General features: G+C 76.0%; 11 protein-coding genes. 4 read left to right on the top strand and 7 right to left on the bottom strand.

What is annotated here, in order from left to right; translation table 11 throughout:
- The coding region (locus F8274_RS24065; RefSeq protein WP_151464642.1) for an SCO7613 C-terminal domain-containing membrane protein at positions 1-4,593 on the top strand (4,593 nt) is incomplete at its 5' end.
- 74 nt (positions 4,594-4,667) lie between these two features.
- Here the strand turns inward: F8274_RS24065 and purE are convergent.
- Together purE and F8274_RS24055 are read right to left on the bottom strand one after the other, a co-directional pair.
- A complete protein-coding gene (gene purE, locus F8274_RS24060; RefSeq protein ID WP_151464641.1) occupies positions 4,668-5,159 on the bottom strand; it encodes a 5-(carboxyamino)imidazole ribonucleotide mutase in 492 nt (163 codons plus the stop codon).
- Positions 5,156-6,313 carry a 5-(carboxyamino)imidazole ribonucleotide synthase gene (locus F8274_RS24055; protein WP_151464640.1) on the bottom strand — a complete coding sequence of 386 codons (1,158 nt, stop codon included), beginning with the start codon at positions 6,311-6,313 and terminating at the stop codon, positions 5,156-5,158. The genes purE and F8274_RS24055 overlap by 4 nt, the downstream gene beginning before the upstream one ends.
- A gap of 102 nt (positions 6,314-6,415) precedes the next feature.
- Between F8274_RS24055 and F8274_RS24050 the strand changes: the two genes are divergently transcribed.
- The gene (locus F8274_RS24050; RefSeq protein ID WP_151464639.1) at positions 6,416-7,066 is read left to right on the top strand and encodes a pyridoxal 5'-phosphate synthase; all 651 of its coding nucleotides are present in this window, start codon (positions 6,416-6,418) and stop codon (positions 7,064-7,066) included.
- 33 nt (positions 7,067-7,099) lie between these two features.
- Here F8274_RS24050 and F8274_RS24045 read toward each other — a convergent pair whose 3' ends face one another.
- Complete coding sequence (locus F8274_RS24045) at positions 7,100-7,576, bottom strand: hypothetical protein (protein ID WP_151464638.1); 477 nt, start codon at positions 7,574-7,576, stop codon at positions 7,100-7,102.
- 101 nt (positions 7,577-7,677) lie between these two features.
- Between F8274_RS24045 and F8274_RS24040 the strand changes: the two genes are divergently transcribed.
- On the top strand, positions 7,678-8,238 hold the full coding sequence (locus F8274_RS24040; RefSeq protein WP_151464637.1) for a PadR family transcriptional regulator: 561 nt from the start codon (positions 7,678-7,680) through the stop codon (positions 8,236-8,238).
- Here the strand turns inward: F8274_RS24040 and F8274_RS24035 are convergent.
- A complete protein-coding gene (locus tag F8274_RS24035) occupies positions 8,231-10,267 on the bottom strand; it encodes a thioredoxin domain-containing protein (protein WP_151464636.1) in 2,037 nt (678 codons plus the stop codon). The two genes, F8274_RS24040 and F8274_RS24035, sit on opposite strands and share 8 nt — an antisense overlap.
- Positions 10,268-10,432: 165 nt before the next feature.
- On the opposite strand from F8274_RS24035, the gene F8274_RS24030 reads away from it, so the two are divergent.
- Complete coding sequence (locus F8274_RS24030) at positions 10,433-11,458, top strand: phosphatidylinositol-specific phospholipase C domain-containing protein (protein WP_151464635.1); 1,026 nt, start codon at positions 10,433-10,435, stop codon at positions 11,456-11,458.
- A gap of 57 nt (positions 11,459-11,515) precedes the next feature.
- Here the strand turns inward: F8274_RS24030 and F8274_RS24025 are convergent, their stop codons facing one another.
- The 3 genes from F8274_RS24025 to mca all read right to left on the bottom strand — a co-directional run bounded on the left by F8274_RS24025 (position 11,516) and on the right by mca (position 15,451).
- On the bottom strand, positions 11,516-14,011 hold the full coding sequence (locus F8274_RS24025) for a bifunctional diguanylate cyclase/phosphodiesterase (RefSeq protein WP_151464643.1): 2,496 nt from the start codon (positions 14,009-14,011) through the stop codon (positions 11,516-11,518).
- A 216-nt stretch (positions 14,012-14,227) separates the two neighbouring features.
- Positions 14,228-14,521 carry a hypothetical protein gene (locus F8274_RS24020; RefSeq protein WP_151464634.1) on the bottom strand — a complete coding sequence of 98 codons (294 nt, stop codon included), beginning with the start codon at positions 14,519-14,521 and terminating at the stop codon, positions 14,228-14,230.
- Positions 14,522-14,569: 48 nt separating this feature from the next.
- The gene (gene mca / locus F8274_RS24015) at positions 14,570-15,451 is read right to left on the bottom strand and encodes a mycothiol conjugate amidase Mca (RefSeq protein WP_151464633.1); all 882 of its coding nucleotides are present in this window, start codon (positions 15,449-15,451) and stop codon (positions 14,570-14,572) included.
- Positions 15,452-15,517 lie beyond the last annotated feature (66 nt).

Raw genomic sequence — 15,517 nt, 5'->3', positions numbered from 1 at the left:
CGCGTGCCCCGCCAGGGCACCCCGCCGACCGGACCGGACGACCTTCCCCCGTCGCCGCCGCGCGGCCGCCCCCAGTGGCTCGACGCGGACAACCCGGAGCACCCGCCGGAGGCGTCCTCGCGGGAGGTGCAGAACATTCCCCTCGGGCTCGGCGCGCTGCTGCTCGGCGTCGCGGCGGTGGTCTTCGCCGCCGTGGCCACCAGCTCGATGGACGCGCTGGCCCGGCTCGGCGTGCTGCTGGTCGCCACGGTGCTCATGCTGCTGGCCCCGCCGGTGGTGGCCCGGCGCGGGCTCACCTCGACCGCCGAGACGATCGCCGCCGTGGGCCTGCTGCTGCTGCCGCTGGCCGGGTACGCGCTGTGGGCCGTCGACCGGGTCGGCGGCGGCACCTCCGGCCCCGCCTTCTCCGGGTCGATCTTCCTGGTCACCACCGTGGTCGCGTTCGGGTACGCGTACTGGACCGGGCTGCGCGCGCCCCGCTTCGCCACCGTGCTGGCCGCCCAGCCGGTGCTGCCGCTGCTGGCGTACGAGCGGATCACCGGGCCGGCCGGCTGGGCGCTGGTGCTCACCGTGGTGGCGGTGGCCGACCTCGCGCTGGCCCGCTCCGCGGTGGTGCTCGAACGCCCCGTCCGGCGTGACCTGCCGGCCCCACCGCCGGAGCCCACCACACCCCGGCAGCGCGCCGCCGACGCCCGACCCGAGTCGGCCCCCGAGGAGGCCGGCGAGGTGCTCGGCGGGGAGCCGCCCGCCGGCGCGGAGCCGGTCCCGCCGGCCCGTCCGGTGCCCTGGCTGCGCGAGCTGACCTGGCTGCTGCACGGGGCGGCGGTCGCCGTCGCCCTGGCGTACGCGGTCACCGCCCTGCTGCGCGCCGCCACCGTGCCGGCCGCCGCGGCGGCGGGAGCCGTCCTGCTGCTCGCCGCGCTGGTCGGGCTCGCCGGCACGCTGGTGCTGCGTCGGCCGCCGCTGCCCGACGTGGGCGCCGGCATCGTCACCCTCGCGGTGATCGGCGCGCTGGGCCGGGTCGCCTCGGTCGCCTTCCCCGGCCGGTCGCTGCTGCTCATCGCCGCGGTCATCGCGCTCACCGGGGTCGCTGTCCGGGGCGTACCGGAGGCGGCCCGGCGGGGTCCGCAGCTCGCCTCGGCGGTGGCGCTCACGGTCAGCGGCCTGGTGGTGGCCGGCGGCGCGCTGCGCGCCGGGCTGGCCCCGGTCCGCGCCGCGCTGCCCGCCTGGTCGGCGGAGCTGAGCGACTGGCACGCCGAGCTGGCGGCGGCGGTCGGCCCGACCGGCTGGCAGCTCGGCGCCAGCGCCCTGCTGCTCACCGTCGCCGCCGTGGTGGCCCTGCCGGCGGAGATCCGGCGCGAGTTCGCGGTGGTCGGCGCCGCGCTGACCGCCCTCGCCGTGCCGGCCTCGCTCGGGCTGGGCTGGGCGACCGCCTGCTGGCCGATGCTGCTGACCGCGGTGGCCATCGGCGTGCTCGGGCTCACCGCCGGCACCGAGCGCGCCGCGGTGGCCCACTCGGTGACCGCCGCCGGGTTGGGGCTGATCGGGGCCGGCGCCGCGCTGGCCCGGCCCGCGCTGACCGCCGCCGCCCTGACCCTGCTGTTCCTGGCCGGCGCGCTGGTCTCGCTGGCGCCCCGGGTCCGGATCGCCGCCGCCGCCGCGGACACCGTCTGCGCGTGGGCGGCCGGCGGGGCGGCGTTCGCGCTGCCCGGCGCGGTGGCCGCGTTCGTCGCCGCCACGGTGCCGACACCGCCGGTCGCCACTCCGGCGAACCTGCGCGAGATCACCGTCCCGATCCTCGCGGCGAGCTTCCTCGGCGTGTGCGTCACGCTCGGCTACGCCGCTCTCGTCCAGGTCGCCCAGCGGCACCTCACCATGCCGCACGCGCTCGGCACCGTGCTGGGCGCGGTGGCGGTCGCGGCGGCCGCGTTCGGCGCTCCCGGCGCCACCACCGCCGACGCCTGGTTGGGTGGGCTGCTGCTGGTCGCCGCCGCGTTGCTGGCGCTCGCCCCCCGGATCGACGCCGGCCGCCGCGCCGACCTGTCGCTCGACGGGTCCGACCTGGCCCTCGCCGCCACCACGGTGGCGCTCATCGCCACCCTGGTGCGCATCGCGGCCGTGCTGGCCCCCGGCGGCCAGCTCGTGGTGGCCGCCGCGCTCGTCACGGTGGTCGCCGTCGCCGCACGGGCCCTGCCCGAGGAGTGGCGGCGCGGCCCGGTCCTCGGCATCGCGGCCGGGGGCGCGCTGATCGGCCTGATCGCCGCGTGGAGCGCGCTGCGCGGCGGCGTCGGGGTGCTGGCCACCCCGGGCCCGATCTGGGCCGGCGACCTGAGCGGCTGGCCGGCCGCGCCGACCGGCGGGTCCACCTGGCAGGCGCCGGTCGCGCTGGCGCTGCTGGCCGTGGCCGCCGGCATCCTGCTGCCGCCGCCCTGGAGGTACGACGTCTCCGGCGCGGCCGCCGTGCTGGCCACCATCGGCGCGCCGGCCGCGTTCGACCTGCCCTGGTGGTCGCCGGTGCTGGTGGGCGCCATGGTCGCCACGGTCTTCGGGATGGCGGCGGTGGCCGCGGCCGATCCGCGCGCGGCGCTGTCCCGGGCCACGGTGGCGGGGGTCGTCGCCCTGCACGCCGCCGGCGCCGGCCTGGTCCGCCCGTGGACGACGGCGCTGGCACTCGGCAGCATCGCGCTGATCGGGATCACGGTGGCCGCCCTGGCCCGGGCCCTCGCGCCGGCGCTCGTGGAGGACGTCCGCACGGAGGGGATGCCGGCACACCTGGTGCAGGTGGGCGGCGCGGCGGCCGGCGCCGCCCTGCTCGCGCTGCCCGGGGCGGTGGCCGCCCTGGCCGCCGAGTACGGCCGGCCCCCGCAGGTGGTGCTCACCGCCGCGCTGGCCGCGTCCAGCATCGGCCTGGCCGCGGTGGCCGCGGTCCGCCGGCAGGTCCCGCAGTACCTCCCCTACGCGAGCGTGGCCGTGGTGGGCGGCGCGACGGTCAGCGCGGCCGCCGCCGTGATCACCCACCTTCCCGCCGGGGTGTACGCCGCCGCGGCGGCGCTGCTCGGCGTGCTCGCCGAGCTGATCCGGGCCGCCACCGTGCCGCCGGTCGGCTCGGCCCAGCCGATCCGCCGCTGGTCGGTGCTGCTGAACGGGGCGCTGCGCCGCGCGCCGGACGACCCGGCCGAGCGGCGCTGGCGGGTGAGCCCGGCGGCCGGTGCGCTCGCCGCGGCGGCGCTGCCCACCGCCCTGGCCCTGGCCACGCTGGCGCCGGCGCTGGTGGTGGCGCTGATCGAGCCCCTCCAGGTGGTATCCCGGGTCTGGCAGGGCCCCCCGCCGGGGCTGCTCACCCCGCCACCCGAGGCGGTGGACCCGACGCACGTGCTCACCGCGCTCCTGCTCACCGCGACGGCGGCGCTCGCCGCGGTCGGGTTCAGCGGCGGCCGGCGGTCCCGGGCCGTGCCGGTGGTCCTGCCCGGGGCGGCGCTCACGTTGCTGATCACCCCGGTGGCGCTCGGCCGCGGCTGGCCCGTCACCGCGATGGCCGGGCTGGCCGTCTTCACCGTCTCGATGCTGGGGCTGGCGCTCACCCCGCCGCCCGCGCTGGCCGAGCCGGCCCGGTCGATCCGGGTCGCCCGGGTGCTGGTGTTCGCCATCGGGCTGGCCGCCGGGAACGCCGGGCTCTCCGGGAGCCTCGCCACCCGGGAGCTGACCCTGTTCACGCTGGGCGGGGCGGTGGGCGTGGGCACGGTCGCCGCCCTCTTCGGCACCACCCAGCGGGCCCGCATCCTCGGCTGGCTCTTCGCCTCGCTGATGGCCCAGCTCTTCGTGCTCACGCTCGGCCTGGTGGCCGGGCTCGCCGCGGTCTGGTCCGCGTTCGGGGTGCTGGCCGTCGGCGCGGCACTCCAGGTCTTCGCCGCCGCCCTGCCCCGGCTGCGCCGGCCGGAGGCGTACCGGGAGGCGGCCACCGTGGAGTGGAGCGGCCACGCCGCGGCGCTCATCGCGCTGGCCCTGGCGTACGACTCGCCCCGGCACATCGCCGCGCTGCTGGCCGCCTGGGGCGCCGTCCTCGGGATGGCGGCGAGCCGCCCGGGCCGGCGGCCGGGGGAACGGAACCTGCTGATCTGGGGCGTGGTGATCTACGAGATCAGCGCCTGGTGGATCCTCATGCGGACCGCCGACGTGGCGCTGCCGGAGGCTTACACTCTCCCGTTCGCGCTGCTCGCCCTGCTGGTCGGGGTGGTGCAACTGCGGCACCGGCCCGACCTGTCGAGCTGGGTGGCGTACGGGCCGGCGCTGGTCGCCGCGTTCCTGCCGACGCTGGCGATCGTGCTGGCCACCGAGTCCAGCATGCTGCGTCAGGTGCTGCTGCTGCTCGGTGCCGTCGCCGTGCTGATCTTCGGTTCGACGAGCCAGCAGCAGGCGCCGGTGATCGTGGGCGCCACGGTCACCGCGATCGCTGCCGTGCACGCGCTGGTCAGCCTCGGTCCGTGGGTCGTGCTGATCCCGGTCGGCTTCATCCTGCTGGTGCTCGGCGCGAGCAACGAGCGGCGCCGCCGCGCCCAGGAACGCCTCCAGACGGCCCTCCGCGGCATGCGGTGAAACCGGAGGGGTGGGCGTTCGCCGTGGGGTGCGGGCAGCGGGTGCCGGTTCGCCCGGCGGTCCCTGGGGGGGGCTCAGGTGAGCGAGGCGCGGAGGGTGGCTTCCTTCTCGGCGACCAGGTCCTCCAGGCTCGCCTGGTAGGCCGCCATCCGGTCCCGCAGCGCCGGATCGGAGGCACCCAGGATCCGCACGGCGAGCAGCCCGGCGTTGCGGGCGTTGCCGATCGACACCGTGGCCACCGGCACGCCGGCCGGCATCTGCACGATGGAGAGCAGCGAGTCCATGCCGTCGAGGTACTTCAGCGGCACCGGCACGCCGATCACCGGCAGCGGGGTGACCGAGGCGACCATGCCCGGAAGGTGCGCCGCGCCGCCCGCACCGGCGATGATCACCTTGACGCCCCGGTCCGCGGCGGCCCGGCCGTACTCGATCATCTTGATCGGGGTGCGGTGCGCCGACACCACGCCGACCTCGTAGGGCACGCCGAACTCGTCCAGGACCTCGGCGGCGGCCCTCATGGTCGGCCAGTCCGAGTCGCTGCCCATGATCAGCCCGACGGTGGTCATTCGCCCTCCCGCAGCCACCGGGCGGCACGCGCGGCGCGGGCCCGGGTGTCGTCCAGGTCGCTGCCGAGCACGGTGACGTGCCCGATCTTGCGGCCCGGGCGCACCTGCTTGCCGTACAGGTGGACCTTGGCCCCGGGCTCGGCGGCGAAGAGGTGGTGCAGCCGTTCGTCGATGGAGATGCCGCCCGGCTCGCCGCCGAGCACGTTCGCCATCACCACGACCGGCGCGGTGAGCGAGGTGTCCCCCATCGGGTAGTCGAGCACGGCCCGGAGGTGCTGCTCGAACTGCGAGGTCCGGGCGCCCTCGATGGTCCAGTGCCCGGAGTTGTGCGGCCGCATGGCCAGCTCGTTCACGACCAGCCCGGCGGGCGTCTCGAACAGCTCCACGGCGAGCAGGCCGACCACACCGAGCGCGGTGGCCAGGTCGATGGCGAGCTGCTGCGCGGCGACGGCCCGCTCCTCCGGCAGGTCGGGCGCCGGGGCGAGCACCTCGACGCAGATGCCGTCCCGCTGCACCGTCTCCACCACCGGGTACGCGGCGACCTGCCCGAACGGCGAGCGGGCCACCTGCACGGCCAGCTCCCGGCGCAGCGCCACCCGCTCCTCGACGATCAGCGGGGTGCCCCCGGCCAGCAGGGTGGTGGCCAGCTCGGCGGCCTGGGTCGCGTCGTCCACCATCCAGACGCCCCGGCCGTCGTAGCCGCCGCGGGCGGCCTTGAGCACCACGGGCCAGCCGACCTCCCCGCCGAACGCGAGCAGGTCGGCCGGGGTCTCGACGGGCCGCCAGGCCGGGTTCGGCGCGCCCAGCTCACCGAGCCGCTCGCGCATCACCCGCTTGTCCTGCGCGTGCACCAGCGCCTCGGCCGGCGGGAAGAGCTTCACGCCCTCCTCGGCCAGGGTGCGGATGTGCGCGTTGGGCACGTGCTCGTGGTCGAAGGTGACCACGTCGCACCCCTTGGCGAACGTGCGCAGGGCGGCGAGGTCGGTGTGGTCGCCGTACTGGACGTCGGCGGCGACCAGGGCGGCGCCGTCGTCCGGGGCGAGCGCGAGCACGCGCAGCGACTGGCCGAGGGCGATGGCGGCCTGGTGGGTCATGCGGGCCAGTTGGCCACCGCCCACCATGCCGACGACAGGCAGTCCGGTACGGGAATCCATAGCGCCGCCAGCCTATCGGGGCGGTGGCCGGCGCCGGTCCCGAGGGCCGGGAGCCGGCCGAACGCGGGGAGGACCGCTCGGGGCAGCTGGCAAGATCAACGCATGACGACCCGCGATCTGCTCCGCGCCCTGCCGGTGCTGGCCCACGACATGCCGTCCTTCGACCCGACCGACGTACCGGCGGAGCCCACCGCCCTCTTCGCCGACTGGCTCGCCGAAGCGGTCGCCGCCGGCGTGGACGAGCCGCACGCCATGACGGTCGCGACGGTCGACGCCGACGGCGCACCCGACGCGCGGGTACTGATCCTGAAGGACCTGGACGCCGAGGGCTGGCACTTCGCCACCACCTCCACGAGCGCCAAGGGGACGCAAATCGCCGGCAACCCCCGGGTCGCGCTGGGCTTCCACTGGCGGGAGCAGGGCCGGCAGGTCCGGGTACGCGGCACCGCCCGGCCCGCCGACCCCGCCATCTCCCGCCGAGACTTCCTCGCCCGGCCGGAGGGCTCCCGGATCGCGACCCTGGCCGGCCGGCAGAGCGCCGTCCTCGCCGACCGCGCCGAGCTGGATCGGGAGCTGGCCGAGGTGCGCGCCCGGCTGGCCGCCGATCCCGGGCTGGTCGCCGAGGGGCACACGGTCTACTCGGTGACCCCGGTGAGCGTCGAGTTCTGGCAGGCCGACCGGGAGCGCCGGCACGTCCGGCTGCGGTACCGGCGGACCACCGACGGGTGGAGCCGCGAACTGCTCTGGCCGTGACCGTCAGCCGAGCCGGCCGCGCGGCGCCCGGGGTCAGCTCGTCGTGGCCACGGCGATGCGGCGGGGCGCTCGGGCGATCTCCCGGGCGGTGGCCCGGGCGATCAGCAGCGAACCGATCACGGTCGGGGCGAGCCAGGCCACCAGGTGCCCGCCGGTCATCTGCACGGCGAACCCCGTGACGAAGGCGATCACCGTGCTGCCCATGAGGTTGAGGTGCCAGATCCGCCAGCCCCGGGCACCGAGCCCGCGCGGCCGGCGCCGGGCGATCCAGAGGCCGCCGACCAGCCAGCCGAGGGTGAGCGCGCCGAGCACGGCCAGCCCCCACAGGCGGCCCGGGTCGTAGGCGAAGAGTCCGAAGGCGCTGAGGCTCAGGCCGACGGCGGCCCCCGCGTAGACCCGGCCGAGCAGGGTGTGCCGGCCGCGCCGCTTCGGCGCGAGCAGCACGGGAAGCGCCAGCAGCAGCCCGGTGATGCCGCTGGCGGCGTGGAGCACGACGAGAACGGTGTGCACGGGTCCCCCTCCCGCGACATCCCTATGTGGGAGGTCGGCAGGTCCAGCATCCGACCTGACACAATGGGATGTCAAGGAGATTCGCGAAGGAGAACCGACCCATGCCGGACCGGCCGTTGAACGCCACCGCCGCCTCGCTGCTGGGCTTCCTGCACGACGGCCCGATGACCGGCTGGGACCTGGTCACCGTCGCCCAGCAGCGGATCGGGGCGTTCTGGTCGCTCACCCAGAGCCAGGTCTACCGGGAGCTGACCGCGATGGCGGCCGCCGGGCTGGTCCGGGCCGGTGAGCGGGGCCGACGCGACCGGCAGCCGTACGAGATCACCGAGGCGGGGCGCCGGGCGTTCACCGAGTGGACGGGCCGGCCCCCGGCGGACGAGACGATCCGCTTCCCCCTGCTGCTGACGGTGCTCTTCGGCCGGCACCTGCCGCCGGAGCGGCTCGCCGGCTACCTCGGCGCGCACCGGGCCGCCCACGCCGCGCGGCTCGCCGACTACCAGGCCGCGGCGGCGGCACTCCCCCCGGAGGCGGACGAGGTCGAACCGTACGCGGTAGCCACGCTCCGCTTCGGGCTGGCCTACGAGCGGGCCGTGCTGGAATGGTTCGACGCCCTGCCCGAGCCGCTGCGCCCGCCGGCCGGGGGCGAGGAGCCGGTCACGTGAGCTGGGCGACCAGGTCCTCGACCGCGGTCACCGGCCGGTCACAGACGAACCCCCGGCAGACGTACGCGGTGGGCCGACCGCCCAGCGCCGGCCGGTCGGCCAGCAACGGCACGCCGGGCTGGTCGGCGCGGCCCGCCACCACCACGGCACCGGGCGGGGCGTGCCGGAGCGCGGCGGCCACCAGCGGGTCGCCCACCGGGTCGTCCGTCACCACCGCGATCTCGTACGGCCCGGACAGCAGCGCCTCGCCGACCGTGGCCGCGTAGCCGGTGAACCGGGCGTGCCGGGCGACGATCGGCGCGACCGTCGCCAGGGCGGCGTCCGCCGCCTCCCGGTACCGGATCTCCCCCGTCAACGCCGCGTACGCGACCAGCGCCGCGACGATCGCCGACCGGCCGGCCGGGGTGGCGTTGTCGGTCGGGTCGGCCGGCCGGGCGATCAGGCGCTCGGCGTCGTCGGCGGTGTCGTAGAAGCCGCCGTCGGGTGCGGCGAACCGGGCCAGCGCCACGTCGAGCAGCTGCCCGGCCAGGACGAGCCAGCGCCCCTCCCCGGTCAGCTGGTGCATGGCGCAGAACGCCTCGGCCACGCAGCCGTAGTCCTCCAGCACCCCGGCCGGCTCGCCGACGACCTTGTCCCGGGAGACCCGGCGCAGCCGCCCGTCCACCACGTGCACGGCCGCCAGGTGCTCGGCGGCGTCCCGCATGGCGCCGTCGGCCACGATGGTGACGCCCTCCATGAGGTTGGCGTCCTCGTCGTCGGGGGCCGAGCAGAGCGCCGCGACCTGCTGGAACTCGGCGATGGCGGTGATCGCCAGCCCGTTCCAGGCGGCCACCACCTTGTCGTCCCGGGCCGGCTGGGGGCGGGTGTCCCGGGCCGCGAGCAGCCGGCCCACCACCTCCTGCCAGCGCCGGCGCACCGATGCGTCGGCGTCGTCGATGTCCCGGGCCAGCCTCAGCACGCTGGTGCCGTGCTCGAAGGTGCCCTGCTCGGTCACCTCGAACAGGTCGGCGGCGAAGCGGCCGTCCTCCTCGCCCAGCACCTCGACCAGCTGGGCCGGGGTCCAGACGTAGGTGAGACCCTCGACGCCCTCGGTGTCGGCGTCCAGCGCCGAGGCGAAGCCCTCGCCGGCCCGGTGCAGCTCGTCGGCGAGGAACCGGGCCGTGTCGCGGGCCACCCGCCGGGCCAGCCGGTCCCCGGTGAGCCGCCAGAGCTGGGTGTAGACCCGCAGGAGCAGGGCGTTGTCGTAGAGCATCTTCTCGAAGTGCGGCACCGTCCAGTGCCCGTCCACCGAGTAGCGGGCGAAGCCGCCCGCGAGCTGGTCGTGCAGGCCGCCGCGGGCCATCGCCTCGCAGGTGTGCCGGACGATCTCCAGGCTCCGGGGCGAGCCGGTGCGCTGGTGGTGCCGGAGCAGGAAGAGCAGGTTCATGTGCGGCGGGAACTTCGGCGCGTCGCCGAAGCCGCCGTTCCGCTCGTCGTACTCGGAGGCGAGCTGGTCGGCGGCGGCGTCCAGCAGCTCGGCGGTGAGCGGCGCGGTCAGGCCGCCCACGGCCTGCGCGCCGCCGATCGCCTCGACCACCGCGGCGCCCTGCCGGAGCACCGCCTCCCGCTGGTCGCGCCAGGCGGCGGCGACCGAGCCGAGCAGCCGGACGAAGTTCGCCCGCGGGAAGTAGGTGCCGCAGAAGAACGGGGTGCCGTCCGGGGTCGCGAAGACCGTCATGGGCCAGCCGCCCTGGCCGGTCATCGCCTGGGTGGCCGTCATGTAGACGGCGTCGACGTCGGGCCGCTCCTCCCGGTCGACCTTGACGCAGACGAAGTCGTCGTTCATGAGCTGGGCGACGCCCTCGTTCTCGAACGACTCGTGCGCCATCACGTGGCACCAGTGGCAGGCCGCGTAGCCGACCGAGATGAGCACCGGCACGTCGCGCCGCTTCGCCTCGGCGAACGCCTCGTCGCACCAGGGCCACCAGTCGACCGGATTGTCGGCGTGCTGGAGCAGGTAGGGCGAGGTGGCGTCGGCGAGTCGGTTCACCCGACGACCATATCGGCCACACCCCGACCCCGCCGCCGGAGTGGACCGGCCGGGCCGGGGAGGTGACGCGCCCCAGGGACACGACCCGCCCTTCCGATATTCATCTTTGTTGATTTGAATCAGCGCATGCCCGGCGGCCGCCGGGCCGTCCGAAGGAGACGGTTCATGCGCAGACTCCCCGCCCTGCTCGCCCTCGCCGCCCTCGCCGGACCGGTGCCGGCACCCGGCACCGCGACCGCCGCGGTCCCACCGGAGACCCGGTTCTCCGCCACCACCGCCGTCGGGATCCACAACGCCTACGAGCGCGGCACCTACCCCTACCTCGCGCAGGCGCTCGACGCCCGGCCCGGGCTGATCGAGCTGGACGTCTGGCCGGACGTGCTCACCCGGCAGTGGCGGGTCAGCCACTCCAACCCGCTCGGCAACGACAACAACTGCGTGGCCGCCACGAGCGCCGCCCAGCTCTACACCGGCACGCGGAACCGGAACCTCGAGCACTGCCTGGACGACATCCGGCTCTGGCTGGGCACCCATCCCGACGCCGGCCCGCTCGTGCTCAAGCTGGAGCTGAAGACCGGCTTCAGCGGGCGTACCGGGCAGGGGCCGGCCCAGCTCGACGCCGTGCTCGCCGCGCGGCTCGGCGACCGGGTGTTCCGCCCGGCCGACCTGCTCGGCGACCACCCCAGCCTGGACGCCGCGGCGCGCGCCGACGCCTGGCCCGGCCGGGCGCAGCTCCCCGGCCGGGTGATCGTCGAGTTGATCCCCGGCACCGTCGAGGAGGGCAACCCGACCGACACCCTCTGGACCGACGTCGAGTACGCCCGCCACCTGGCCGGCCTCGCGGCGGCCGGCACGCTGGGCACGGCCCGCGCCTTCCCGGCCGTGCACCGGGCGCAGGCCGGCGACCCCCGCACCCGGTACGCCGACGCGAGCCTGCGACCGTGGTTCGTGCTCTTCGACGGCGACGCCACGGCGTACGTCACCGGGGGCGTCGACACCGCCTGGTACGACGCCAACCACTACCTGCTGGTGATGACCGACGCGCAGAACGTCCCGCCGGCCGTGGGGGCCGGCGACGCCGCCGCGGCGGCGGCCCGGGTGGCCGAGCTGGCCCGCGCGCACGCCAGCATCGCCTCCGCGGACTGGGCCGCCCTGCCCACCGTGCTCGACGACGTGCTGCCCCGCGGCTGAGCAAACGATCGACCGGTCCGCGCCGCCGGGGCGAGCGGCCCCGGCGGGGCGGGACGGTCAGGAGGCGCCGTCGGCGCGCAGCGGGAAGACGTTGCCGCGCGCCGTGTCCACCAGCGACCCGAGCACCGCCCCGATCTTGTCCGCGGGCATCGGCTTGAAGAAGTGGTAGCCCTGGGCGGCCGTGCAGCCCAGCTCGGCCAGGGCGGTCCGCTGCTCGGCGGTCTCGACGCCCTCCGCCACCACCCGCAACCCCAGCTCGTGGGCCAGCCCGACGGTGGTCCGCACGATCGCGGCCGCCTCCGGCGAGTCGGCCATCCGGATCACGAAGGAGCGGTCCACCTTCAACTCGTCGACCGCGATCCGGGTCAGGAAGGTCAGCGAGGAGAACCCGGTGCCGAAGTCGTCGACGGCGAGCTGCACGCCCATCGAGCGGAGGGTGGCCAGCACCTCGTCGATGACCTCCAGCTCGCTCATCACCACCGTCTCGGTGATCTCCAGGACCAGCCGGTGCGGCGGGACCTGGTGCCGGCGCAGCGCCTCGCCGATCTCGGCCGGCAGCCGCGGGTCGAGCAGGCTGCGCGCCGACAGGTTCACCGAGATGGGGATGTCCAGCCCCTCGCGCGCCCAGTCGGCCGCCACCGCGAGCGCCTTGTCCAGCACGTAGCGGGTGAAGCTGCCGAGCTGCTCGCTGTTCTCCACCGGCCGGATGAAGTCCGCCGGGCCCAGCCAGCCCCGGCGCGGGTGCCGCCAGCGGATCAGCGCCTCCACCCCGGTCGGTGCGCCGGTGGCCAGGTCCACCGCCGGCTGCAACGCCAGCACCAGCTGGTCGTCGGCCGCCAGGGCCTCCCGCAGCTCCGCCAGCAGCGCCAGGTGGTCGGTGCTCGCCGCGTCCCGGGAGCTGTCGTACGCGGCGACGCTGCCGCCGCCCTCCTTCGCCTGGTACATGGCGATGTCGGCCCGGCGCAGCAGCTCGGTCAGGTCGGCGGTGCCCGCGTCGGCGACCACCACACCGACCGCCACCTCGACCGACATGCGCACCCCGGCCACCTCGGTCGGCGCGGCCAGCCGCTCGGCGATCTCCCGGGCCTGGCGCAGCGCGTACGCCAGCGGGGCGGCCCGGTCGTCGACGACCGGGACCGTGGTGAGCAGCAGGGCGAACTCGTCGCCGCCGAGCCGCCCGAGCAGGTCGCCCGGACGGGCCATCGTGGTCAGCCGGCTCGCGGCCAGCCGCAGCAGCTGGTCGCCGGCCGCGTGCCCGAGCGTGTCGTTGACCTCTTTGAACTGGTTGATGTCGAGCAGCAGCAGCGCCACCGGGTGGTCGTGGGCGCGCTGCCGCAACGCCTGGTCGCCCTTGGCCAGCAGGGCCGCCCGGTTGAGCAGCCCGGTGAGCTGGTCGTGCACCGCCTCGTACGACGAGCGGGCGGTGACCAGCCGCAGCTCGCGGTGGGTCGCGGCGTCGTGCAGGGCGGCGGCCAGCGCGTCGCCGAACGCCGCGACGCCGTCCCGTTCCCGCGCGGTGGGCGGGGCGGACCGGGGGAACCGGACCCGCAGCTGGCCGACCTCGGCGCTGCCGACGGTGAGCCGCCGGACCAGCTCGTGCTCGCCCGCCCCGGTGGCCGACGGTGGCTCCACCTCGCGGTCGCGGACCTGCGCGCCGGTGTCCGCCCGGTAGCGGCGCCAGCGGGCGTCGCCCCGCGCCACGTCCACCTCGACCAGTTCCGCGCCGAACAGGGTGAGCGCCCCGGTCACCGCGGCGGTCGCCACGCCCCGCTCGTCGAGCTGGTTGAGCGCGGCCGTGGCCTCGGCGAAGGCCCGCCAGGTCCGCCGCTCCTGGTCGGCCCGGAGCCGGTGCCGGTAGGTCTGCTGGAGCAGCCAGAGCGGCGGCGGCAGGAGCAGCAGCCAGCGCGCGTCGAGCTCCAGCAGGGTGACCACCACGAGGCCGACCGCCACGTTGCCGACGAACATGAGCAGCTTGCCGCGGAGCGCGGCGAGCAGCGGCGGCCCGATCGGGATGCCGTGCAGCAGGGCGAGGCTGGCGCCACCCAGCCAGGCGGTGGTGAACAGGTAGACCACCGCGCCGGCGGTCAGCGCGAGGGCCAGCTCGGGGGTGATCGCGGCGAGCAGCGGCCGGCCGAGCGTGCTGGCGACCGCGGCGGCGAGCGCGGTGGCGGCGGTGAGCGAGCCGGCGATCCGGACCAGCTCCAGCGCGGGCCGGCGGTCGGCGACCAGGGACATGGTCGTCCACGCGGCACCCGCGCCGAGCAGGGCGGCGGCCGGCAGCCAGCCGGCCGGCACCAGGTAGAGGCAGACGACGAGGGCTGCCTCGCCCCAGGTGATGCTGACCATGCCCGAGGCGGTGCGGAAACGCAGCCGGGCGAGCTGGGCGACGGCGAACGCCACGACGGCGAGGCCGAACCGGACGAATCCGGGCAGCGAATCGTCCGGCGGCAGGTGCGCGGGGACGGTGAGACCGACCAGGGCGGCCACCACGGCGGTGACCGCGACGGCGGAGGTCAGCAGCAGCACTCCGACCGGGGTGCCGCGCAGGCCCAGCCGATCGGGGGGATCGCCGGCCCGGCCGGAGGTCACCGACCCACCCCGTCAGGCGGCGGCCCCAGGGCACGGTCGGGGGCCGTAGCTGCCATCGACATCGGCGCCCCCCTTCCGCGCACGGCTCAGGGCCTTTCGGTCCCCCCGGCGGAAGGCTAAGCCAAACCCGGTGGTCGCAACAGGGGTTGACGACCGGCTTCGGCGTGATTCACGCGTTGTTCAGCCGTTCCGGCGCTGGTGGGAGCCGTTGGGGGCGTCTGTCGGTGAATCCTGCGGGGCGGTCCCGTCTGTCGGATCGGCGACTGTCGCATCGGTCCGGCCCGGCTCGGCCGGGCCGCCCTGCTGGGGGAACCGGTCGGGCAGCCGGCGCAGCCGGGCGTTCATGTTGCGGATCAGCAGGACGGTGGCGGTGGCCAGCAGCACGATGAGGAAGAGGCCCATCGGGCCGGCCAGACCACCCGTGCGGGTGTCACCGAAGTTGTTCTCCGCGAGCACCTGGGCGGTGGTCAGCATGGTGTTCCTCCGATGTGCGGCTGACCACCAGCGTAGCCCGCCGGGGAATCAACGGGCATGGCACGTCTCGCGCACCCCGGCGAAGAGGTCGGACTCGGGCAGCGGGCTGTCCACCAACGAGCGCGCGAGCTGGAAGTCCTCGGTCGGCCAGGCGCGCTGCTGCAGGTCCATGGGCACCTGGAACCAGAAGCCGTCCGGGTCGATCTGGGTGGCGTGGGCGCGCAGCGCGTCGTCGCGGACCGGGAAGTATTCGGCGCAGTCGACCCGGGTGGTGATGCGCTCACCCTTGTCGGCACGATCCTCCCAGCGCTTCATCCACTCCCCGTAGGGCGACTCCAGGCCGGCGGCGAGCATCGCCTCGTGCAGGGCCATGATCTTGGCACGCGAGAAGCCCACGTCGTAGTAGAGCTTGAGCGGCTGCCACGGCTCGCCCAGCTCCGGGTGGCGGTCCGGGTCTCCGGCGGCCTCGAAGGCGGCCACCGTCACCTTGTGGGTCATGATGTGGTCGGGGTGCGGGTAGCCGCCCTCCTCGTCGTACGTGGTGACGACGTGCGGGCGGAACTGGCGCATGAGCCGCACCAGCGGGGCGGCCGCGACGTCGACCTCCTCCAGGGCGAAGCAGCCCCCCGGCAGCGGCGGCAGCGGGTCGCCCTCGGGCAGCCCGGAGTCCACGAAGCCGAGCCAGGCCTGCTCGATGCCCAGGATGGCGCGTGCCGCGTCCATCTCGGCCCGGCGGATGTCGCCGATGTTGGCCCACACGTCGGGCCGGTCCATCTTGGGGTTGAGCACGCTGCCCCGCTCGCCACCCGTGCAGGTGACGACCAGGACATCCACCCCCTCGGCGACGTATTTCGCCATGGTGGCGGCGCCCTTGCTCGACTCGTCGTCGGGATGGGCGTGCACCGCCATGAGCCGCAGCTGTTCTGCCACCTTCGGCGCTCCTCGTCTGTGCCCACCGGGCCCGGCCCGCCCGGGCCCGGTGGGCACAGACGAGGA

It is taken from the genome of Micromonospora sp. AMSO31t (assembly GCF_008868175.1).
Lineage (GTDB): Bacteria > Actinomycetota > Actinomycetes > Mycobacteriales > Micromonosporaceae > Micromonospora.
The sequence above is the reverse complement of the archived record's forward strand: the minus strand, read 5'-3'. Positions and strand labels throughout refer to the sequence as shown.